Origin of the sequence: Bradyrhizobium sp., from assembly GCF_035570375.1 — a bacterium.
GTDB lineage: Bacteria > Pseudomonadota > Alphaproteobacteria > Rhizobiales > Xanthobacteraceae > Bradyrhizobium.
Map to the genome: position 1 here is coordinate 13051 of NZ_DATMLW010000071.1, position 22064 is coordinate 35114.

Genomic DNA, 22064 nt, shown 5'->3' on the forward strand with positions numbered 1-22064 from the left:
GATTTGGGCGGCACGCGTCGAGAAGGACCGGTCAGCCGGCACTTTTCACGCGCGCGCGGTGGCTCGCTTGCTTGGCGCGATTGCCGCACACGGCCATGCTGCACCAGCGCCGCGCGTGGCCCTTGGTAGTATCGAGGAACAGCATGGTGCAGGTCGGCCCTTCGCATTTCTTCACCATGGTGAAGTCGGCATGACAGACGAGGTCCGCCATTGCCTGTGCCACCGGTAACAGCAAAGTGTCCGGTGTGCGCCAGCGCCGGCTCCAGCGGCATTGCAGATGATGATGCGAGGTCGGATCGCCGTTTGATCGCACGATCTCGCAAAAAGCCTCATCGCGCTGCAAGTGCCGATTCAACGGGCCTAACTCCGACCAGGCATTTGCGCTGATCTGCCGTCCGGCGTGCGCGAGCACGAAGCCGCGAAACCACTCGCGCAGGACGCGCGCCTGCGCGGCGACCGCGTCGAGTTCACCCGGAATGGTGTTGGTTCGCATCGCCTTTGCGACACTGGCCTCGACCAGCCCCGCTTGCTCGAGCCAGGCGAGGAGATCGTGGCCATGGCCGAGCCACTCGATATTGATGCCCGAGGGCGCGGCCACCGTGTTCAGGAAGTCGAGGCTGCGTGCGTCGGCAATGAACATCGGGGCAGGGCGAGAATTTGTCATCGGGAAATGGCTCCGGGAGAGTGGGCTGCGCATGGAATTCCAAAAATAGCGATAACCTCTAATAATGCTGTTGACAGGTTGGTACATCGTCTATGTAACCCTTAAAGTCAACGATGCAGGTTACGGAGCATCCTCTAATTCCGGGAGCTCCGATAGTGGCGGATCACTCATTAAATCCGGAGGCTTCCGATGAAAACGGTCGCTTGGATCACAAACGCCGAGAAGCCCTGGAACCGGTTTCGAGAAGTTGAGGGTCACGCTGGCCCGTCCGACGGCACCGGACGCCGGGCGAACTGCCAGCCGAGCGCGGTTCCCGAGAAGACAAACAAGCAACTTTCGCCGAACGAGTGCATCTTCTTCATCAGCCAGGGCGGCAAGTTCGATGACGTCCCGGCGAAACAGGGCGCCTTGCAAAAATAGCTCCCGATAAATTGCGATGACAGCTGGCATCGGCCGGCCGTCGATCGCAGTCGCGATCTCGGTCGAGGCGCTCAAGCAAGATCGCCGGCCGAGCGAACCGGGCAATCAAGCGCTTGCGGTCGTTTCATGTTGTTCTCGAATCGGCCGACGATGCGAAAGGGAATTGCAGAAAATCCGGGCTCTGTCTGATAATGTGGCGCCCATGGACAACAAGCGGGCAGCCACTGCCGTTCTGGGCAATGCCATTGTCGAATGGCTCGCCGGCGAGGCGCTGCAGAATTCCGAGCCGGCCACACTTTACGGCGAGCTTTGCCAGCGCCTCCGTGGCATAGGCATACCCATTCTACGCGGTCAGATTGGCTTTCGAATACTTCATCCGCTCTACGACGCCAGCGTTTTAACCTGGACTGCCCAGCAAGGTGTCGTCGTGGAGCATTTTCGCCCTGAGCAGAGCAGCGACGACCAGTTCGTGCATGGTCCCCTGGGCCACGCACTGGCCCATCGATTGCCGGTGTTACGGCGTCGATTGACGGGCGATACCGCGCTGGTCGATTTCGCCGTCCTCGAGGAATTTCGCTCCCTTGGTGGCACCGACTATGTCGTCTTCCTGGTCGCTTTCGAGCAGACGGCTAAAAGCGGCATCATCTGCTCCTGGGTGGGCGACCGGGCCGCGGGCTTTACCGATGAAGAAATTGCGCAGCTCAATCGTATCACCCGCGAACTTGCGATCGCGCTCAAAGCAAAGGTCGAACGAACCGTCGCGCAGAATGTGGCCCATGCCTATCTCGGACAACGTGCGGGCCAGTCCGTGCTCAACGGCTTGATCCGGCGCGGCGACGGGGAAAAGATTACCGCCGCCTTGTGGTACAGCGATTTGCGCTATTCGACAGCTCTCGCAGAGCGGCTACCGGCGGAAGAGTTTCTGAATCTCCTTGGCCATTATTTCGAGATGACGGCATCCTCGGTGCTCGAGCATGGCGGCGAGGTCGTCTCGCTGATCGGCGATGCGGTTCTTGGCCTCTTTCGACTTGAGCACACCGCGGATGAGGCTTGCGGTCGGGCGCTTGCCGCAGCTCAGGAAGCACGCCGGCGGCTCGGTGCGCGGCCGGCGGAAACCGACGCCAGTTTCGATTTCGGCATATCGATGCACCTCGGCCGGGTCATCTATGGCAATGTCGGCGTTCCGGAGCGGCTGCAATTCACGCTGGTGGGGTCTGCGGTCAACGAGGTGGTTCGGGTGCAGGATCTGACGAAAAAGCTCGGCCATCCGGTGCTGGCCACGGCTTCCTTTGTCGAAGCGACACCCGCTTGCGTCTGGCATCCGCTCGGCGAACATGTCTTGCGGGGAATCGAGGCGCCGATGCCGATCTTCACTCCGATGATGCAATAACAGGCCTTGCCGCGAACTGAGAGGATTCCAACGTTTCGATACTGCATAACATTTGATTTGCGAAAACCGGCATTGGCATCGTTATGCTTGTCTGAATGCAGCGTGACGGACGATAAAAGCGCTCAGGTCAAGCGTCGCCGGGCGTCCGCGGCGGGCTGTTCCGCAACATCGCCCGATCGTCGCGCGGCGAGGTGCCGAATGCTTCCTTGTAGCGACGGCTGAAATGGCCAAGATCGGCAAAGCCGCAGGCGAGCGCGATTTGCGCGATACTGTCGTTCGCGCGCAGCGGATCGGCGAGATCGCGCCGGCTCTTTTCCAGCCGACGCCGCCAGATCCAATCGCTGACCGTCGTGCCCTCGGCGTGAAACAGATCCTGCAAATAGCGCGGCGATATGCCAACCCGCTGGGCCACCCGTTCGGTGTTGAGCTCATGATCGTGCAGGCTGCTGTCGACGACCGCTTTGGCGCGGAAGATCAGCGCCGTGCGCGCCGAACTGCCGCCGTCGACGATCTCGCCCAGCTTTTCACCCAAAGCTGCGGTGACAAGCGACAGGCAGGTTTCCGCAAGCTGGCTCGCGGTCGCCGGTGCGATGTCGGAGACAATCGATGCCGTGCGCTGCACGAACGGCAGGACCAGTGAGCCAACCGGGCTCGTGCCCTCGATGCGCCGCGCCGTCCACACTTCGGTGCGGCCGATCCGCCGCACAATCGCCGCGCGCGGCATGTGCAGCACGAGTTGCTCGAAGCCGGCGTCAAAATTGAGTGTGTAAGGTCGCGTGCTGTCGTAACAGGCGAAGTCGCCGGGAAGAAGCCGAGCCTCGCGGCCGTCTTGCGCGATGACACCGACACCGCGCACCTGCAGGCTGACCAGCATCACTTCTTCGCGGGCACGGCGGATGCGCGTCGGCGTGCGCTTGACGATCTGTCCGTCCGCATTCACCGTGGAAAAATGCAGATCGTCGCACTCGGTGGTCGTGATCTCGCCAAAGAACGGCGCCGAGCCGCGCGCCTGGCAATCAAGCTCGACAAAGGTATCGCAGACGGCGTCCTGCCAGAATTGAAAGCGCTTGCGCTCAGCGACGTTGGCCGTTGTCAGCACGGTATTCATTTCACCGCACCTTTCAGCAAAAAACCGGCGCTTTGAGCATAGCACGCGCTCGGCGCCTGCAAAAGCGGACAGCGGCGGGTCAAGAGCCGTGCGCCGTCAGGCAACATTTAGCGCGCGTGCAGCCAAGAGCGCGTCGGCCGGCATTCTAAAATTGGTGTCGATCGGAGAGACCCCCACCGGAGGAACCACCATGGCTGCCGCGCATCCGAAATACAAAGTCGCTGCCGTTCAGGCCGCGCCCGCCTTTCTCGACCTGGAAGGCTCAGTGGAAAAAACCATCTCGCTGATGGACGAAGCCGCCGCCGCCGGAGCCAGCCTCATCGCTTTCCCGGAAACCTGGATACCGGGCTATCCCTGGTGGATCTGGCTCGGCGCACCGGCTTGGGCGATCATGCGCGGCTTCGTCTCGCGCTATTTCGACAATTCACTCTCCTACGACAGCCCGGAAGCAGAGCGGCTGCGCGCCGCGGCCAAGCGCAACAAAATCACGGTCGTGCTCGGGCTCTCGGAACGCGACGGCGGCAGCCTGTATATTGCCCAATGGATCATCGGCCCGGATGGCGAGACCATCGCCAAGCGCCGCAAGCTTAAACCAACGCACGCCGAGCGGACCGTGTTCGGCGAGGGCGACGGCTCGCATCTGGCGGTGCATGATCTCGAAATCGGCCGGCTCGGCGCGTTGTGCTGCTGGGAGCACCTGCAGCCGCTTTCTAAATACGCGATGTACGCGCAGAACGAGCAGGTGCACGTTGCCGCCTGGCCGAGCTTCTCGCTCTACGATCCGTTCGCGCATGCGCTAGGCGCCGAGGTCAACAATGCCGCGAGCAAAATCTATGCGGTCGAGGGGTCGTGCTTTGTGATCGCGCCGTGCGCGACGGTCTCGCAAGCCATGATTGGCGAATTGTGCGACACGCCGGAGAAACATCAGTTCCTGCATGCCGGCGGGGGCTTCGCCGTGATCTATGGCCCGGACGGCGCGCCGCTCGGGCAGCCGCTGCCGCCTGACCAGGAAGGACTGCTCTATGCTGACATCGACCTCGGTATGATCTCGGTCGCCAAGGCGGCGGCCGACCCGGCCGGACATTATGCACGCCCGGACGTCACGCGGCTTCTGTTCAACAATCGCCCGGCCAACCGAGTGGAAAAGCTGGCGTTGCCGGTCGATGCCGAGTCGGCGGCTGAAGCGCCGGCGACGCCAGAGGGCAGAGCGGCAGGCGTGGCGGCGTTCACACCCCCGCAAACCGTTCAGTGAGGCGGCCATGGAATCCGCAATCCCTCCCCACCTGCAGGTCAAGCGTACCCGGCATCGCCGGGTGCCGGATGATTACCAGCCGCCCTACCCAGCGTTCGTTGCGCGGCATCGGCCGGCGGTCGAACGCGTGGTGATGGCTTATTTCGGCCTTCAGTATCGCGGCGATCCGCCCGCGGCGTGCGCCGCGGCGCTCGACTGGATCGCAAAGACCTTCGCCGCGGCTGGCGGACCCAAGCACTGGGACCGAGCCCGATACGTCGATGAAGCCGGCTATACCAACCTGCTGTTCGTCGCCTATTGGGACGATCAGAAGATCTTCGACACCTGGTTTCCGCCTGCACGTGAGGGCTGGACGGGCGCAAAGAGTAACTTCGCTGGCCTCGGCACATTCATCGAAGTCTTAAGCCCGTCCGTCAACGACTACGAGACGCTGTTCTCCTCGCTTGGCCGACCCGAGGGCATTGCGGTGCTCGCCGACAGCCTAAGCGGCGACGTGATGGAGCACGCTTATTGGGGTGGTATGCGCGACCGCATTCCGAAATCGCAGATTAATGACATGGCCCCCGACGGCGCGCCCAGCATCCTCCGTGATGGCGACCGCGTGCGCGTCAAGCCCCACGACAATATTTGTCTGATCCGCTCCGGTCAGGATTGGAGCGACACCGAAGCATCCGAACGCAAAATGTATCTAGACGACGTCGAGCCTGTTCTGCGTGCCGGCATGGATTTTTTGCGTGACGAGGGCCGCTCGGTCAATTGCTTCGCCAACCGCTACATGATGGTGCTGGATCGTACCGGACGCCCGACGGAAAAATCCTACGGCATGAGCTGGTGGAAAAGTCTCGCTGCGCTCGAACGCTGGTCGGAGTCGCATCCCACCCATGTGCGCATCTTCGGCGCGGCGATGAAATATCTGTCGAGTCTCGGGCCGGCCGCAAAGCTCCGGCTATATCACGAGGTGACGGTGGCGCGCACCGCCGACCAGTTGTTTGAGTATCGCAACTGCCACGATCGCACCGGTATGCTCAACGCTGTAACGGCCTGAGTCCGCGCCCCGTTTGTGCCGATCAGTCTGATACGAAGGCGGGAGGTTGCGTGAAAAGGATCGACAGGCCATCAGCGCTGAAGGCGAGCCATCGCGAGGTGTGCTGGGACTCATAAGAGTGTCAAGTTGACCAAAAAAACTCCAATGCTTTGGGAGCCTGCGGGACACATAAGATTTTCGCGTGGGACTCATAAGAGTGTATTCCCGACCAGTTTGGGACCCACAAGAGTGTAACGGAATCGCCGATCAAGCTTCGGCGCCTATCTTCGGTTGCACTTTTGGGCCCGAAACCGAGCCGCTCCGACACCAAATCAGGCGGCCTGGCGGCCATCTCGGCGCAAAATTCGCCCTTCTTCGCCAACTTCTCTCGAGACGCCCACGCGATGTTGGTCGCCATCTGTCCCGACGATCCGGACGAGGCGATCAGCGAGGTCTCGTCGAAGCGAAGTTCGAGGCGATCCGATGGCGGCTCAGTCGCTGGCGAGCTCAATTTGTGCCGAAATGGCGCGCCATTCAGAATAAAATTACTAACTCATATATAATTGAAATTGCTTGTGATTTTGCAAAATCCGTTGGTTCGGCGGCTATCGGCACCGACTTCGGCCTCACGCGCCGCCGAAGGCAACCCAGCAGCCACACGACAGCGTGCGCCTTGATCACTCTGGGAGTATTGTCGTCAGGAGCCGTCGAAGCATTGACACCGAAGATTTTCCCGTACGCGCTCGATCGCGGTCCAGGCAACGCGCTCGAAGAGATGCACTCCAGAAATAAGCGGATGATCGCGACTTCGGTCGGACGGCGCGGCAAATGGAGGACATTATGGCGTGGCGTGACGACAAGGCCCGGGCGACCCTGATCCGCGACGCAGCAGGCAGCGTGCAGCCGGGCAAGGCTCCTCAGACCTTTGCCGAGCTTCTGTTCGGCTACACCAATGTCGAGGACCTCGCCAAGTACGATGCCTCATCGCTGGCCTTCCTGGCGGGACAGGCCTGGGAGCACGTGCGGCAACGCACGGCCGGCAACGCCGATATCCGGGTCGTCAATCCGATGATGCCGGACGGGCGCGAGATTTCCGTGCTCGAAGTTCTCAACGACAACATGCCTTTCCTGTTCGATTCCACGATGGCGGAGCTCGCCGAGCAGGGCATCGAAGTCACCCTCGTCGCTCACCCGATCATCGCAGTGGAGCGCGATGACCAAGGCAAGCTCCTGTGTTTTTACGGCGAAGCATTGCCGGAAGGGGCAAAGGGCGCGCGAGAGAGTCTGATTCACCTCCACATCACCCGCCTGGATGCCGAGGCCGACCGGCAGAAGTTGATCGACGGCCTAACCTTGACGTTGAACGACGTGCGCGCCTGCGTCACCGACTGGAGAACCATGCGCGACCGGGTCGAGGAAGCGATCAAGACTTTCTCGTCCAATCCGCCGCCGCTGCCGATCGACGAGGTCGCCGAAGCCAACCAGTTCCTGCAATGGCTGTGCGCGGACAATTTCACCTTCCTGGGCGTACGCGAATATCGCTTCTCGCCCGACAGCGACGCGTCCGACGATATCACAGCTGGCGAAGGCCTCGGCGTCCTCCGCGATCCGGATGCGAAGGTCCTGCGACGCGGTAGCGAAATGGTGGTGATGACGTCGGAAATTCGCGAGTTCATGCGCGAACCCACCCTGCTCATCGTCATGAAGGCCAACGTCTCCAGCCGCGTTCATCGTCGCATCCGGATGGATTATGTCGGCATCAAGCTCTATGCGCCCGACGGCCGGCTGGAGGGCGAATTGCGAGTCGTCGGTCTGTTCACCTCGGGCGCCTATACCCGCTCCGTCCGACAGATCCCTTATGTACGCCACAAGGTGACGAGGGTGCTGCAGCGCGCCGGCTTTGACCCAAACAGCCATTCGGGCAAGGCGCTAATGCATATTCTCGAAGAATATCCGCGTGACGACCTGTTCCAGGTCGACGTCGACACGCTCTACAATTTCGTCATGGAGATCCTGATCCTCTATGAACGGCCGCGCGTCCGTACGCTGGCGCGGGTCGACAAGTTCGATCGCTTCGTCTCCATCCTCGCCTTCATTCCGCGCGACAAATACGACACCGACGTGCGCGCGCGCGTCGCCAACTTCCTGGCGCAGGTCTACAAGGGGGTGCTATCGGCCTCCTACGTGTCCTTCCCCGAGGGATCATTGGCGCGTGTCCACTACATCATCGGGCGTTATGAAGGTAAGACTCCCGCTGTCGAGCGCGCCACGCTGGAAGCCGGGATCAGCGCCATTGCCGCAACCTGGGCTGACAAGCTGAAGGCTGCGCTGACTGCGTCTACCGACGGCATGCGGGCTCGCATGCTCGCCAATCGGTATGCCCGGGCCTTTAGCGGCGGCTATACCGAGGTTTTCACGGCGGAACAGGCGATCGCCGATATCACGACCATCGAAAAACTCACGCCGAGCCGTCCGGTGACGATTTCGGTTCACCGCTTCGCGGGCGAGGACGATCCCAGGCGTTTCGGCTTGAAGGTGTTCTCCGACGCCGCACCGCTGTCGCTGTCCTATCGCGTGCCGGTGATCGAAAATCACGGCCTGCGCGTGGTCAATGAACGCACCTATCAGATCCAGCCCGGCAACATGCCGGAGCCGGTCTGGCTGCACGACATGACGATCGAGACCAGCGACGGCCAGCCGATCGAGATCAGCCCGGAATTCAGCCGTCGCCTGGAAGCCTCGATCATGGCGGTGGTCACTGATCGTGCCGAATCCGACGGATATAACGGTCTGATCCTGCGTACGCTCCTGGGCTGGCGCGAAGTCTCGACGATCCGGGCGCTGTCCCGCTACCTGCACCAGATCCGCGCACCGTTTACCCAGGACTATATGTGGGAGACGCTGCGCAAGAACGCCGCGATCACTGCCAACATCGTCGCGCTGTTCCAGGCCCGCCTCGATCCACGCCTCACCTCCACGGACGCCGAGCGTTCGGCACGCGAGACGGCCCTCCTTGCCGAGATCGAGGAGCAGCTCAAATTCGTTACTTCTCTCGATGAAGACCGCATCCTGCGCCGTTTCACCAACCTGGTGCAGGCGACCATCCGCACCAATCTGTGGCAGGTCGGCGAGGACGGACACCCCCGTAGGGTAATCTCGTTTAAATTCGACGCGCGTCGGATTGACGATCTGCCGGCTCCACGGCCGCTTTACGAAATTTTCGTCTATTCACCGCGTGTCGAAGGCATACATTTGCGGTTCGGCAAGGTTGCGCGCGGCGGACTGCGCTGGTCGGACCGGCCGCAGGATTTCCGCACCGAGATCCTCGGCCTGGCCAAGGCCCAACAGGTCAAGAACGCGGTGATCGTGCCGGTCGGCGCCAAGGGCGGCTTCGTGCCCAAACGCCTGCCGCCGCCGTCCAATCGCGACGCCTGGCTCGCAGAAGGCACCGAAGCCTATCGCATCTTCGTTCGCTGCATGCTCGAGCTCACCGATAATCTCGACGGCGACATCATCGTGCCGCCCGACTCTACCGTGCGCCATGATGGCGACGACCCCTACCTCGTTGTCGCGGCCGACAAGGGCACCGCAACCTTCTCAGACGTTGCCAATGCGATCTCGGCCGAGAAGAAACATTGGCTCGGCGATGCTTTCGCCTCCGGCGGCAGCCAGGGCTACGATCACAAGAAGATGGGGATCACGGCGCGCGGCGCCTGGGAGGCGGTCAAGCGCCACTTCCGCGAACTCGGCACCGACATCCAGACCTCGCCCTTCACCGTCGTGGGCGTGGGCGACATGTCCGGCGACGTCTTCGGCAATGGCATGCTGCTCTCGCCGGCGACGAAGCTTGTGGCTGCTTTCGATCACCGCGACATCTTCATCGATCCGTCGCCCGATCCTTCGATCGCCCTCGCCGAACGCAAACGCCTGTTCGGCCTGCCGCGATCGAGCTGGCAGGATTACAACAAGTCACTGATCTCCCAAGGCGGCGGCGTGTTCTCCCGCTCGCTCAAGGCGATCCCGCTTGCACCGGAAGTGCGCGCCCTGCTCGATCTCGACAAGCCGCAAGCGACCCCATTCGAGGTGATGACGGCGATCCTGAAGGCGCGCGCAGACCTTCTGTGGTTTGGCGGTATCGGCACCTATGTTCGCTCATCCTCCGAAAGCGACGATCAGGTCGGTGACCGCGCCAACGATCCGATCCGGATCACCGGCGGCGACGTGCGCGCCCGGGTGATCGGCGAAGGCGCCAATCTCGGCGTCACCCAGCGCGGCCGCATCGAAGCGGCGCAGAAGGGCGCCAGGCTCAACACCGACGCGATAGACAATTCCGCCGGCGTGAACACGTCTGACGTCGAGGTCAATATCAAGATCGCGCTGGCTCGCCCCCAGCGCGAGGGCCGCCTCAGTCCTGCCGACCGCAACAGCCTGCTTTCCGTGATGACCGACGAGGTCGGCGCCCTGGTGCTGCGCAACAACTATCTGCAAACGCTTGCGCTCTCGCTCGCCGAACGCAAGGGCGTGGCCGAGACCGGCTTCCTTACCCGCCTGATGCAGTCGCTCGAGCGGCGCGGCCTGCTCAGCCGCGCCGTCGAATTCTTGCCCAACGATGCAGAGATCACCGAACGCACAAGGCGCGGCCAGTCCCTGACACGGCCTGAACTTGCCGTGTTGCTCGCCTACGCCAAGTTGACCCTTTACGATGACCTGCTTGTCACCAGCGTGCCGGATGATCCCTATCTCGCCCGCGAACTGTCGCAGTATTTTCCAAGCGAGGTTCAGCACAGATTCCCGACGGCGGTCGAGTTCCATCGGCTCCGACGGGAGATCATCGCGACCAGCCTCGTCAATGCCGTGATCAACCGCGGCGGACCGGCCTGTATGGCGCGCCTGATCGACGAGACCGATGCCGATATCCCAACCATCGTCATGGCCTATGTGGCGGTAGACGAATGCTACGGACTGAAGTGGCTGAATGACGCGATCGACGCACTGGATGCCTGCATCGACGGGCAGTTGCAGCTGTCCCTCTACGCGGTGATCCAGGATCTTCTGCTCTCCCGCATGATCTGGTACGTGCGCAATGTTGATTTCAAGGACGGTCTGGAAGCGGTCATTGGGCGTTTTGGCCCGGCGATCCGCGAGATCGTTGCCGGGCTCGACACCGCACTGCCGGCGGACCTGCAGGCCGCGCGCAGCAAGCGCCGACGGGATTTGACCGATGCCGGTGTCCCCGCCGGCCTCGCCGGCGAGCTAGCCGATCTCGACGCCCTGGTCTCAGCACCCGATATCGTGACGGTTGCCGAGCGCACCGGGTGCGCCATCGGCGATGCCGCCGCGACCTTCTTCGCTGCCGAGGCCAATTTCCGTCTCGACCACATCATCGCCGCCGCCCGCAGCGTGCCGGCAAACGATTATTTTGAACGCCTCGCTATCGACCGCGCCATCGACCAGATCGCGGCAGCCGAACGAAGACTGGCCGCGGATATGCTATCAACCGGCCAGTCCGGCCAGCAAGCCGTCGAGACCTGGCTCGCGGCGCATCCCGAAGCGACGCGCATCCGCCGCACGGTTGAGGAGATTGCCGCCAGCGGCCTGACGCTCGCTAAGCTGACGGTGGCGGCGAACCTGCTGGCGGATTTGGTGAAAGCCTGAGGGCGTGCGAGGCAGCGATGTGAAACTCTGAAGTGCAATGCTGGGACTGGCATTGCCGGGAGATGACAGGCTGTCGGCCACCAAGTGAGGCAAAGCGGGACGCAACACGCCAGAACCAGTTCATTCTCGATGCGTTCGAAGTGGAATTCCGGCAGCGCAATAGATCGGCAGACTATCCCAAGGGAATTGCCTGATCGCATTTTCGCTCTAGCTACTCGCCATAGGAGGGTAAGCCGGAAGATTTATCGGATTGGGTCATGTTTCGTGCTCGGGGGATCGCGGGGCGTCAGCGGCCTGCGAAGGCGGCCTTGCGCTTCTCAACGAACGCGCGCACGCCTCCTTGTGGTCGAGAGTCCGCGCCGTCCTGACCATGTTCGCGGCCTCAAAATCCAGGGAGTCCAGGAACCCGCTCATCATGGCGTGGTCCAGATTGTCCTTCATGTGGCCGAAGGCGATCGCGGGACCCTCGGCCAGGGAAGCCGCAAGCGCAAAGGCGGCCTGACGCAGTTCTGCATCCGGCACGACGCGGTTGACGAGTCCGAGGGCTTCCGCCCTCTGTGCGTCGACGCGTTCGGACAGGAACATCAATTCGCGCGCGCGGGAAAATCCGGTCAGCCGCGTCAGCAGCCAGGCGATGCCGTAATCTCCGGACAGGCCTATGCGTGCGTATCCGGTGGTCAGAATGGCCGACTGTGCCGCAATGCGGATGTCGCAGGCGAGCGCAAGCGCAAGGCCGGCGCCCGCCGCGGGCCCCGGAATTGCAGCAACGGTCGGCTTTCTCACCGCGACCAGCGCTCCGGTTAGCGTCCGCTGCTTGACGCGGAGATCGTCGACCCGCTGCTCGAACGTCATCTCGGCCTTGGTCGACTGGCCCATGGCTTTCACATCACCGCCCGCGCAGAACGCGGTTCCCGCGCCGGTAATCAGGATGGCGCCGATACCCGCATCGTCACCGAAATGGTTTATCATCCTGCGCAACGCCGGGGTCAGGTGATCGGACAGCGCATTGCGCGCCTCCGGCCGGTTGAGCGTGAGGATTGCGACGCGGTCACGGATTTCTGCCAGCAGTTCGCCTGTGCCTGTATCGATCTCGGATCTGTCCGCCATGTCAGTCGTTCCACATCTCTGTGACAGCAGGGTTGCTTGCAAATTATATGATGATTGTCATACGCTGCAATGGGCGGCCTTGGAAATTGGCGCGCCCGGGGCGTGAATTGAGGCAACGATGACCAGGCTGCGCATCTTCTCCTACCTGCCGAACCCGCGGGTGTGGAAAGCGACCATCGCGGCGCGGTTTTGTGACGTGGAACTCGAGATTCGCGGCGCACCACCCGGCGAACTCAAGGGCTGGCTATGGGACTACGAGGCCCGGCCGCTGGCCGAGGGCGAAGCCGATGCGTCGATCGCGAGAACCGGCCGGACCGGGCTCACCGGCTCGCAGCTCTACAAGACGGACGCCTTTCTGGAAGCGCAGCCGTTTGGCAATGTGCCCGCTGCCTTCGCGCCGGGCGGAAGGACCGGCATCTTCGAATCCAACAGCATCATGCGCGCGGTAGCACGTCTTGGGCAATCGCGCTTTCCGCTCTACGGACACGATGCATTTGAGGCCTCGCGCATCGACAGCTTTCTCGATGTCAGTCTGATTTTTGCGCGGGACTCGCAGATCTATCTGCTCTCGCTGATGGACGGGAGCGTGAACGAGGCGATACACGCAAGGGCCAGAGACGCCTTTTCCATCTACGCCTCCGGGATCGAGCGGGCGTTATCGCCCGACCGCCGCGTGCTGGTCGGCGATGACATTTCCCTTGCCGATATCTGCTTTGCGACCGAGCTTGCGCTGTTCATGAACGAGCATCAGCGCGCAGACAGGCTGAAGGCGCGCGGGCTGGCGAAGATCCTGCACCCGCAGGTGGATCGCGACTATCCGCGCATGACCGCCCACTTCGCCCGGCTGCTGCAGCATGAGCACTTCAAGGCCGATCTGGAACCGTATGTCCAAAATCTGTCGGCCGCGGCCGCATCGAACTAGGCCGCAGCTCATTCATTCTTGCGAGGTATCCCATGAGTGCTCCGGTTTGCGTCATCTCGGGTGTCGGGCCCGGAACGGGATCAGCGCTGGCCAAGCGCTTCACTGAGGGCGGCTATCGCGTCGCGCTGCTGGCCAGAAACGAGTCTCGGCTCGCCGCTCTTGAACGGGAATTGGCCAACGCAAAGGGTTTTCCCTGCGACGTGTCCGATCCCGAGCAGGTGGAGAGCGCGGCCACCACCATCGAGCGCGACCTCGGCCATCCGAGTGTGCTCATCCACAACGCGGTCGGCGGCGCGTTCGGAACATTCCGCGAGATCGATCCCGCGATCCTGAATCGCAACTTTCAGGTCAACACGATGGGGTTGCTGTACCTTGCGCGGCGGTTTGTTTCCGCGATGGTCGACGCGGGCCACGGCGCCATCGTCGCAACCGGCAACACGTCGGCACTGCGGGGCAAGCCCTCTTTCGCCGGCTTTGCGCCGACCAAGGCCGCGCAGCGCATCCTGGCGGAGGCAATGGCGCGCGAGCTCGGACCGCTCGGCGTCCACGTCGCCTACCTTGTCATCGACGCGGTGATCGATCTCGCCTGGACGAGGGAGCGGTTCAAGGGGCGGCCCGACGAATTCTTCATCAAGCCGCAAGCGATCGCGGCAGAGGTCTGGCATATCGTGCATCAGGACCGCAGCGCCTGGTCGTTCAACGTCGAACTGCGACCGTTCGGCGAGGCCTGGTGAGCATTTCTTAACCCGACGGTAGGTTCATGAGCGAACAACGTCACTACTGAGGAAGCAAGATATGAACCTGCCGCCAAACACCGATCCCGGCACCGCATATTCTTACAACGACGTTGCGCACTGGCCAACAAACGACACGCGCGACAAGCGTCGCTTCATTGATAATATTTTCGCTGAGCTTTGTGTTCGGCTCCAGCCGACCCGCGATGTTGGCAGTCGCGCCGTGATCGAATGCGCGTCGAGATGCTGTTCGCCCATCTCAAGCGTATTCTCCGGCTCGGCCGGCTGCGCTTAAGGGAGCCAATGGGTGCCCAGTTCGAGTTCACGTTGGCTGCTATCGCTCAGAACCTAAAGCGGCTCGCCAAGCCTCTGGCGTACGAAGAGAAATCGGTTCCGTCCTCCGGGTAAGGATCGTCGATTAGCCGGAATGCTGATGGGCTAGCTAAGACCGGCGAGGGCGTTGACGATCGGCGTTAATTCGTGCGCCCCTCGAAACACCATTCCCAATGCAACGTAGAGGATCACCCCCAGACCGAGGTAGGCGATCCAGCGGTATTTATGCAGCAGGCTGGCAATAAATCTCGCCGCGACGCCCATCAGGAAGATCGACAGGCTGAGACCAAAAACGAGGACAACCGGGTGCTCGCGTGCGGCGCCCGCTACAGCCAGCACGTTGTCGAGCGACATCGAGAGGTCGGCGATGATGATCTGTCCTGCTGCCTGAGCCAGCGTCTTGCGAGGGGCATAGCCGGTGACGGTGCCATCAGCGTTGATATCAAGTCCGGTCAAGGCTTCGACAGCCTCTTCCTCCTCCCGATTGGCGGTCGCGCGAAGCTCACGCCACATCTTCCAGCACACCCAGAGCAGCAGAACGCCGCCAGCGAACAGCAGGCCGACAAGTTTCAGAAGTTGCGTGGTGATTCCGGCAAACATAACAAGCAAGGCAGTTGCGCCCGCCATGCCGAACAAAATCGCCCGTGTGCGCTGTTGCTCCGGCAATCCGGCCGCGGCCATACCGACGACGATGGCGTTGTCACCGGCCAGAGTGAGGTCAATCATCACGACCTGGAAAAGTGCGGCAATGGCCTCGGGTGCAAATAACTCCGTCATTGCTTCAGGGGACCATCGGAAGATTGTCGAACCAGTCGAGCACGTGCCTGGGATTGCTTATCATCCCGGCGACGATCCAGGTGAAAGTGAATACGTAAACGATATTCCAGATCGTTGAGCCTTGCGCGTCACGGTTGGCGTTTATGAAGAGCGCGTACGTGGCGGCAACGCATGCGATCACCAACGACAGGATGCTGAGTACGGGCAGCACCAGCGGCGCGGGAATCAAAAGGAAGAGCACGAAAGCCGGCGCCGCGGTGACCGCGATCAGGCGAATCAGGCCTTGGAAACGAAGCGGGACTTCGATAACGAGTTTGCGTTCAAATCCGCTGTCCATTTTCCTTTGAGCCATTGAAACGCTCCTTTGCCGGTGCGCGCTGGTTGCGCGCCACGTCGCGGAAAGCAGCTTCGTCGAGAACCGCCCGCGTCCCGTCCCCTTCAGGATAGGAGCGCCGTTCGATATGGGCATTCGTATTGATCGGGTGGTAATTCTACGGGGCTATTCGCCCGAGCCGGATTGCCTGCCGCACCAGTCCGGCAACGCTTTCGGCCTGCATCTTCTCCATGACCTCAGCGCGATAGCTATCAACCGTTCGCACGCTAATGTTAAGCTTGTCCGCCATGGCGTGGCTGGTGAATCCGTCCACCACCAGATCGAAAATTTCGATTTGGCGCGGCGTCAACCGGGCAAATCGAGCGTCGAGCGCGCTTTGCGCCCTTTGCAAATCCAGGTGTTCGAAGCTCCGGGCAAGCGCGCGATTGATCGCCGCAACCAGTTGCCTGTCGTCAACCGGCTTTTCGATGAAGTCTTGTGCCCCCGACTTGATTGCTGCCACCGCCATTGGCACATCGGCGTGACCTGAGATCAGTACCACAGGCATTGGGATGCCACGTCGGGCCAGCTCCCGCACCAGTCCTATGCCGTCCGTGCCGGGCATCCTCACATCGGCGACGATGCAACCCAGTTCCCCTTCGTCGATCGCCGCCAGAAACGCGTCGGCCGACTCATAGGCCTTCACCGAATATCCCAAAACGCCAAGCATCTCGCCCAGGGCGTCGCGAACAGAGGCATGATCGTCAATCAGAAAGACCATCGGAGTGGCCACGGTCAACGCTCCCGCGATCGATCGAGCGGCACCGAGAATCGGAACTCCGTTGCGCCAGGCTTGCCGGAATGCAGCCACACACGCCCGCCGTGCGCTTCCACGATGGAAGCACAAATCGAGAGGCCGAGTCCCAGGCCATCTTGCTTTGTCGTTGTCAGAGGATCGAACAGGCGACCTGCCGATTCGTCCTCGATGCCAGGTCCATTATCCAGCACGCCAATCTCGATGCGCGCTGGCGCGGCGTGATGGCGAGCCATGACATGTACGTGACCCGGCGATTGGCCCGCCGCCGCAATGGCATCGACGGCGTTGTGCACAAGATTGAGCACGATTTGCTCCAATTGAACCCGATCACCATGCAAATCTGGCAAGTCGGCGGGCGCGTCGAGATCGACGCGTACATGCCTGGCGGATGCCTCCGCCTGGGCCAGAGTCATTGCCTCCTCGAGCATGTCCCGCGTGTTGATCGTGCTGACGTGGGGATGCCCGCGACGAATGAAATTCCGCACGCGCCGCAGGATGTCGCCGGCGTGGTCGATGTGCGTCAGCATGGTTGTCAGATTGCTATCGGCCCGGGACAGATCGCCGCCCGGGGTGCGCAAAAGATGTTGCGCGGCTCGTCCGAGCGCTCGAGCCGCCGTCATGGGTTGGTTGATCTCGTGAGCGAGCGCTGACGCCATTCCGCTCACCAGGTTGACGCGCGCGACTTGCGCCGCTTCCGCCTGTCGTTCAGCGAGACGCGCTCGGGCATCGAGAGCAATCTGATCGGAGTTCCTGCGTTCGCTGATGACGACGCCAACGATGAGCCCGGTCACCGTCAGCACCAGCAGTAAAGTCTGGAATTCAGTGAATTCGCCTGCATCATATCCGGCGAAGTGCAGGAGCCCGATGAGGCTGAACTGGGTTACGGCAAGGCTGAAGCAGGCGCCGTCGACGCCATGGCGAACGGCGGCGATCACAACCGGAACGAACAGCAGGTAAAACAGCCTGAATCCATGCGCCTCTTCGCTGCCGATAATCAGCCAAAGTGCGACGCCGATGAGGCAGAGGTATAGTGCACTTTCCAGGGCCAGCGAACGCAGGCGACGTGTTTTCAGCCGCTCCCGAATTCTGAACCGCAGCAGGAGCGGCGTTACCACGGCAATGCCGATCGTGTCGCCGATCAGTAGCGGACGCGCGACCTGCACGACATCAGTGATGTCGAATTGTCCGACGGCGAGCAGGAACGCGCTCAGAAGAACCGTATTGAGCACGGCTCCGGCAAGCCCGGCTGCGAGCAGCAAAAGGACGTCACGAAGATGGGTTAGATCCGCATCGATCCGAAAATATCGGTGCAGCAGTGCGGCTACCGATGCGTAGCTCGTCGCTGTAATTACGGCCACCCCCAAGTCGGTCGGCCAGTCCACGTCGTTTTGCAGGACGATCGTCTCTGCGACAACCATTCCCGCAAACAGTATCAATCCGCCCAGAGGTCCGCCACGGATCATCAGCGCGAAGGCCACTCCAAGACCTGGATCCCACGGCGTAATCGGCAAGCCCTTGTGGACGTGAATGAAGCTGGCCCATTCGAGAATGAGGTAAGCCACCAAATACAGGACGGCGACGGCACATTTCGAAGCATGCTCCGGCAAACGGAGCAGCAACCATTCCCTTTGCAGTACTCGGGCGGGCATGTCGCTCTTTCGCACTGGCTTCAGCGGTCCTCGAATCCAATCGGAAAAAGCAATTGGCTGACCGCCGGCAGGCCGATCTCTTCGATAGCCTCTGGTTCTTTAAATGTCCAAGTTCGAGTTTATCATCAACCTGAAGACCCGCAGTTCCTCGGCCTCGCCGTGCCCCAATGCTGTTCGCTGGCGCCGACGAAATCATCGAATAGCGGCGCTATTTGCTGCGGCGCGAATTGCCGCGAATGGCCCCTTTGAGGTTTGTTCACGATCACCGAAATGGTCTGCTTACTGGGAAGATCGGAAATGACCGGCGGCGCTTGTGACCCTGGTTGTGTGAAAACGCGGCATCGGCGTTATGACGCCGTGCAGCAGCGCCTTGCAAACCCCCAAGCCATGCGCCAGCGTCGAGAGACTGTCGAGCATCCCTTCGGTACGATGAAGGCCCGCACGGGAGCGACGTACTTCCTCACCAAAACGCTTCCCAAAGTAGCCGCCGAAATGGCTCTCGCGGTCCTGGCCTACAATCAGACGAGGGTCATGAACATCGTCGGCATCAAGCCTCTGATCGCTGCAATCGCGGCCCGAGAGACTCCCGGGTCCTGGCTGCCCGCGCCGACATCCCTAGAGCCGTTTTTACACGGCCAGGGACCCGAAGCCGACATTGACCGGTTAGGCTTGAATCTCAGGACTCCGGGATCGGCACATCGAACGTGTTGAGGGTGACCGACACCATGCAATAGAGGCCGATAAGATAGGACAACTCTGCAGTGCCGTGCTCGCCGAATTGCTCCACCGCGGCTCTATAGGTCAACTCCGGCAATACTCCGCCTGATACGAGCGCCGATGCGAAGTCATAGGCAACGGCTTCTTGTTTTGTGAGATCTACTGGACGCTGGCCCGCCACGATGGTCGCGAGCTTTTCGTCGGATAAGCCTTTCCTCTCGGCTACGATGACGTGAGCGTAAAGTTCGTATGCGGATCTGAAATGCGCTCCCGTCACTAGGATCGCGACCTCCCTAACCGCTGGCGGTAAACTTGGGTTGAACGCCATCGCCTTGGTCAATTCCCAAACAGGCTTGCCGAACTTGGGCTCCCGTAGCCAGGAATTCCAGGGGCCTAATAACGCGCCATCATCGCGGATGCTTGCGAATCCCTGGAAGCTTTTGGCTATTCCCTCCTTCATGTCGGCTGCCAAGACCTTCTGTTCGGCGCTGAGCCTATCGGGCGAAATGATGGGCAATCGCATCGCTCTGTTCTCCACTTCGGAACCGTTTGATCGGACAAGTTACAATTTGCGCCCAATCGAGCGCTCTAGGCGGTGTGTTCAACTATACGCGCTGCCTTGGAGTTAAATAGTCAATGCTATGGACTTACTTTTCGTCGGCAGGCGAACGGGGCTGCGCTAGCCCTCGCGACATGTGCGCCGCCGAGGGATCTCGGTCGCTCACGAGGCATAGCGGAAGTCGACGCGCGGCCGTCTAGCGCAGAGGGCGACGCTCACGACCCAAGGGCGACATCGGTGGCGCGGCTTAGAGACGCACGCGGGAGGCAACAATCAGTGCGCCCAAAGCGCTAAGATGTGTGTGCTCACAGTCCCGGCGAGAAGCCGGAAGGTCGGACTGCTCAATCCTACGAAATCGACCTTGAAAGCGGCCGGGTCGCCAAGATGGCGCGCGAGTGACAGCCAAACGAGGGCATGACCCCGTGCAGAACGTCGTGCGAAATCGGACGAGCCGCCTGCGAACCCGCCCGCCTTTCGAGTGCATCGCGTTGCTGCTCCAGGGTGGCGGCGCCCTTGGCGCCTATCAGGCGGGCGTGTACCAAGCGCTGGCGGAGGTGGATCTCCACCCGGATTGGGTCGCCGGGATCTCGATCGGCGCCATCAACTCCGCAATCATTGCAGGCAATCCGCCCGAGGAGCGCGTCGCAAAGCTACGTGCGTTCTGGGAGGGGATCACCACCAATCCGCTGTTCGACTGGACCGCTGCAGCCGATCAGTTCGCGCCGAAAGGAGATATCGCACGCAGCTTTTTCAACCAGATGAACGCGGCCTGGGCAATGGTCGGTGGCGCGCCTGGATTCTTCACCCTGCGCCAACCAGGACCATGGCTGCACCCGGCCGGCTGCCTCGAAGCGACGAGCTTTTACGAGACCAAGCTTCTCAAGGCGACACTGGAAGACCTCGTCGACTTCGACCGCATCAATTCGGGTGAAATGCGCTTCAGCGTTGGCGCGGTGAATGTGCGCAGCGGCAACCTCGTCCGTTTCGACAACGCGACACGGACGATCCGCCCCGAGCACGTGATGGCCAGCGGCTCGCTGCCGCCGGGCTTTCCGGCCGTCGAGATCGAGGGTGAACACTATTGGGACGGCGGCCTCATCTCAAACACCCCGCTGCAATGGGTCTTCGAGGACGGCCAGCGCCAGGACACGCTCGCGTTCCAAGTCGACCTCTGGAGCGCGCGTGGCGAGTTTCCCGGCGACCTCGCCGAGGTCACGACGCGGCAGAAGGAGATCCAGTACTCGAGCCGGACGCGCGCAAACACGGACCAGCTCAGGCGCTATCAAAGACTGCGCTGCGCGCTCGCGGCTCTTCTGGAGAAGCTGCCCGAGGATCTGAAGGCGAGCGAGGAGGCGGAGCTGCTTCGTTCCGTGGCCAATCGCAAGGTCTACAACATCGTGCACCTGATCTATCGTTCGAAGCATTACGAGGGCCACTCGAAGGACTACGAGTTCTCGCGTCTCACGATGGAGGAGCACTGGCGCTGGATACAACGACACGGTGCGCACGCTGCGGCATCAAGAGGTGCTTGAGCGGCCGAGCCATCTAGAAGGTGTGTTCACCTTCGACCTCGCCCAAGCCAGCCGCGATTGAAAGAGGGCGCGACCGTGCACCATCTGAACAGAGAGCGGGACTGAGGTTTAATAGCTTTCGTGCAGAGATATTGCCGAGGTTAATCCAGCAAAGAATTTGCAAAAGGGGCACTCGACAAACAAAGCAACCCAGAGGCTAAGCGCGCCTAACGACAATGGAGGATCAGCCATGAAGATCGTTGTGATCGGTGGTACCGGCCTGATCGGCTCGAAGACCGTCGCCATTCTGCGCCAGGGTGGCCACGAGGTCCTCGCCGCCTCGCCCAACAGCGGCGTCAACACCATCACCGGCGAGGGGCTCAGAGAGGCCCTGGCCGGCGCGCAGGTCGTGATCGACCTCGCCAATTCGCCCTCATTTGAAGACAAGGCGGTGCTGGAATTCTTCGAGACCTCCGGCCGCAACCTTCTCGCGGCGAATGCCGCAGCGGGTGTCCGACACCATGTCGCGCTCTCCATCGTCGCAATCGACCGGACAGACAATGGCTATTTCCGCGCCAAGGTCGCCCAAGAGAAACTGATCAAGACCTCCGGCACCCCATACACCATCGTCCGCTCGACCCAGTTCCTGGAATTCCTCCGCGGCATCGCCGATTCGAGTGCGGATGGAAACTTGGTCAGGCTCCCACCCGTCCTGTTTCAGCCCATCGCTTCGGACGACGTTGCTGCCAGCGTTGCCGAGGTGGCGCTCGCGCCGCCGCACAATGGCATCGTTGAGATCGCCGGTCCGGAACGGGCGCCTTTCAACGAAATCGTCGCCCGCTATCTGAAGGCGCTCGGCGACCCACGCGAGGTCGTGAGCGATCCCGAGGCCCGATACTGGGGCGGCAAGGTCGAGGAGAACTCGCTGGTGCCGTTGGGCGAGGCGCGCCTCGGCCGCATCAGTCTCGACGAATGGTTGCGCCGCTCACAGGCAGCAGCCTGATCCGGCATCATGAGCACGCACCCTCACGAAGGAAACCGTTAACACCATTGCGCAGGGAAGGCCGGATAGTTCGGCGAACCTGTGGTGACTATGCTCGTGTGCTCTTTTT

16 protein-coding genes and 4 pseudogenes are annotated in these 22064 nt (G+C 61.6%); 12 read left to right on the plus strand and 8 right to left on the minus strand.

Annotation, left to right across the window (positions count from 1 at the left end; translation table 11 throughout):
• Positions 1–31: 31 nt before the first annotated feature.
• Positions 32–664, minus strand: coding sequence for a CGNR zinc finger domain-containing protein (locus tag VNX23_RS07955; RefSeq protein ID WP_325628806.1), 633 nt, complete (start codon positions 662–664; stop codon positions 32–34).
• A 189-nt stretch (positions 665–853) separates the two neighbouring features.
• On the opposite strand from VNX23_RS07955, the gene VNX23_RS07960 reads away from it, so the two are divergent.
• Both VNX23_RS07960 and VNX23_RS07965 read left to right on the plus strand, forming a co-directional pair.
• On the plus strand, positions 854–1084 hold the full coding sequence (locus tag VNX23_RS07960) for a hypothetical protein (RefSeq protein ID WP_325628807.1): 231 nt from the start codon (positions 854–856) through the stop codon (positions 1082–1084).
• A 202-nt stretch (positions 1085–1286) separates the two neighbouring features.
• Entirely contained in the window at positions 1287–2474 is a 1188-nt protein-coding gene (locus VNX23_RS07965; RefSeq protein ID WP_325628809.1) for an adenylate/guanylate cyclase domain-containing protein, read from the plus strand.
• 127 nt (positions 2475–2601) lie between these two features.
• On the opposite strand, the gene VNX23_RS07970 is transcribed toward VNX23_RS07965, so the two are convergent.
• The gene (locus VNX23_RS07970) at positions 2602–3582 is read right to left on the minus strand and encodes a helix-turn-helix domain-containing protein (RefSeq protein WP_325628811.1); all 981 of its coding nucleotides are present in this window, start codon (positions 3580–3582) and stop codon (positions 2602–2604) included.
• 190 nt (positions 3583–3772) lie between these two features.
• On the opposite strand from VNX23_RS07970, the gene VNX23_RS07975 reads away from it, so the two are divergent.
• The 3 genes from VNX23_RS07975 to VNX23_RS07985 all read left to right on the plus strand — a co-directional run bounded on the left by VNX23_RS07975 (position 3773) and on the right by VNX23_RS07985 (position 11513).
• Positions 3773–4834 carry a carbon-nitrogen hydrolase family protein gene (locus VNX23_RS07975; protein WP_325628813.1) on the plus strand — a complete coding sequence of 354 codons (1062 nt, stop codon included), beginning with the start codon at positions 3773–3775 and terminating at the stop codon, positions 4832–4834.
• Positions 4835–4841: 7 nt separating this feature from the next.
• A complete protein-coding gene (locus VNX23_RS07980; protein ID WP_325628815.1) occupies positions 4842–5879 on the plus strand; it encodes a phenylacetaldoxime dehydratase family protein in 1038 nt (345 codons plus the stop codon).
• Positions 5880–6686: 807 nt separating this feature from the next.
• Complete coding sequence (locus tag VNX23_RS07985; protein WP_325628817.1) at positions 6687–11513, plus strand: NAD-glutamate dehydrogenase; 4827 nt, start codon at positions 6687–6689, stop codon at positions 11511–11513.
• 286 nt (positions 11514–11799) lie between these two features.
• Here VNX23_RS07985 and VNX23_RS07990 read toward each other — a convergent pair.
• Positions 11800–12620: pseudogene (locus VNX23_RS07990) on the minus strand (enoyl-CoA hydratase-related protein).
• Between the two features lie 118 nt (positions 12621–12738).
• On the opposite strand from VNX23_RS07990, the gene VNX23_RS07995 reads away from it, so the two are divergent.
• The 4 genes and pseudogenes from VNX23_RS07995 to VNX23_RS08010 form a co-directional block, all read left to right on the plus strand.
• Positions 12739–13542 carry a glutathione S-transferase family protein gene (locus VNX23_RS07995; RefSeq protein ID WP_325628819.1) on the plus strand — a complete coding sequence of 268 codons (804 nt, stop codon included), beginning with the start codon at positions 12739–12741 and terminating at the stop codon, positions 13540–13542.
• A 32-nt stretch (positions 13543–13574) separates the two neighbouring features.
• Complete coding sequence (locus VNX23_RS08000) at positions 13575–14276, plus strand: SDR family NAD(P)-dependent oxidoreductase (RefSeq protein WP_325628821.1); 702 nt, start codon at positions 13575–13577, stop codon at positions 14274–14276.
• 61 nt (positions 14277–14337) lie between these two features.
• Complete coding sequence (locus VNX23_RS08005) at positions 14338–14571, plus strand: hypothetical protein (protein ID WP_325628835.1); 234 nt, start codon at positions 14338–14340, stop codon at positions 14569–14571.
• Positions 14493–14684, plus strand: a pseudogene (locus VNX23_RS08010) (transposase); the annotation flags it as partial. The gene VNX23_RS08005 and the pseudogene VNX23_RS08010, both read left to right, overlap by 79 nt.
• A gap of 30 nt (positions 14685–14714) precedes the next feature.
• On the opposite strand, the gene VNX23_RS08015 reads toward VNX23_RS08010, so the two are convergent.
• The 4 genes from VNX23_RS08015 to VNX23_RS08030 all read right to left on the minus strand — a co-directional run bounded on the left by VNX23_RS08015 (position 14715) and on the right by VNX23_RS08030 (position 18165).
• Positions 14715–15386, minus strand: coding sequence for a TerC family protein (locus VNX23_RS08015; RefSeq protein WP_325628823.1), 672 nt, complete (start codon positions 15384–15386; stop codon positions 14715–14717).
• 4 nt (positions 15387–15390) lie between these two features.
• Positions 15391–15738: a hypothetical protein gene (locus VNX23_RS08020; protein WP_325628825.1), complete on the minus strand. Its 348-nt coding sequence runs from the start codon at positions 15736–15738 to the stop codon at positions 15391–15393.
• A 139-nt stretch (positions 15739–15877) separates the two neighbouring features.
• A complete protein-coding gene (locus VNX23_RS08025) occupies positions 15878–16480 on the minus strand; it encodes a response regulator transcription factor (RefSeq protein WP_325628827.1) in 603 nt (200 codons plus the stop codon).
• Positions 16481–16494: 14 nt separating this feature from the next.
• Entirely contained in the window at positions 16495–18165 is a 1671-nt protein-coding gene (locus VNX23_RS08030; protein ID WP_325628829.1) for an ATP-binding protein, read from the minus strand.
• A 351-nt stretch (positions 18166–18516) separates the two neighbouring features.
• Between VNX23_RS08030 and VNX23_RS08035 the strand changes: the two are divergent.
• Positions 18517–18741 (plus strand): annotated as a pseudogene (locus tag VNX23_RS08035) (transposase); the annotation flags it as partial.
• A gap of 100 nt (positions 18742–18841) precedes the next feature.
• On the opposite strand, the gene VNX23_RS08040 reads toward VNX23_RS08035, so the two are convergent.
• Entirely contained in the window at positions 18842–19405 is a 564-nt protein-coding gene (locus VNX23_RS08040) for a carboxymuconolactone decarboxylase family protein (protein WP_325628830.1), read from the minus strand.
• A gap of 458 nt (positions 19406–19863) precedes the next feature.
• On the opposite strand from VNX23_RS08040, the pseudogene VNX23_RS08045 reads away from it, so the two are divergent.
• Together VNX23_RS08045 and VNX23_RS08050 are read left to right on the plus strand one after the other, a co-directional pair.
• Positions 19864–21034, plus strand: a pseudogene (locus VNX23_RS08045) (patatin-like phospholipase family protein).
• 168 nt (positions 21035–21202) lie between these two features.
• Complete coding sequence (locus VNX23_RS08050; protein ID WP_325628833.1) at positions 21203–21955, plus strand: SDR family oxidoreductase; 753 nt, start codon at positions 21203–21205, stop codon at positions 21953–21955.
• Positions 21956–22064: the final 109 nt, after the last annotated feature.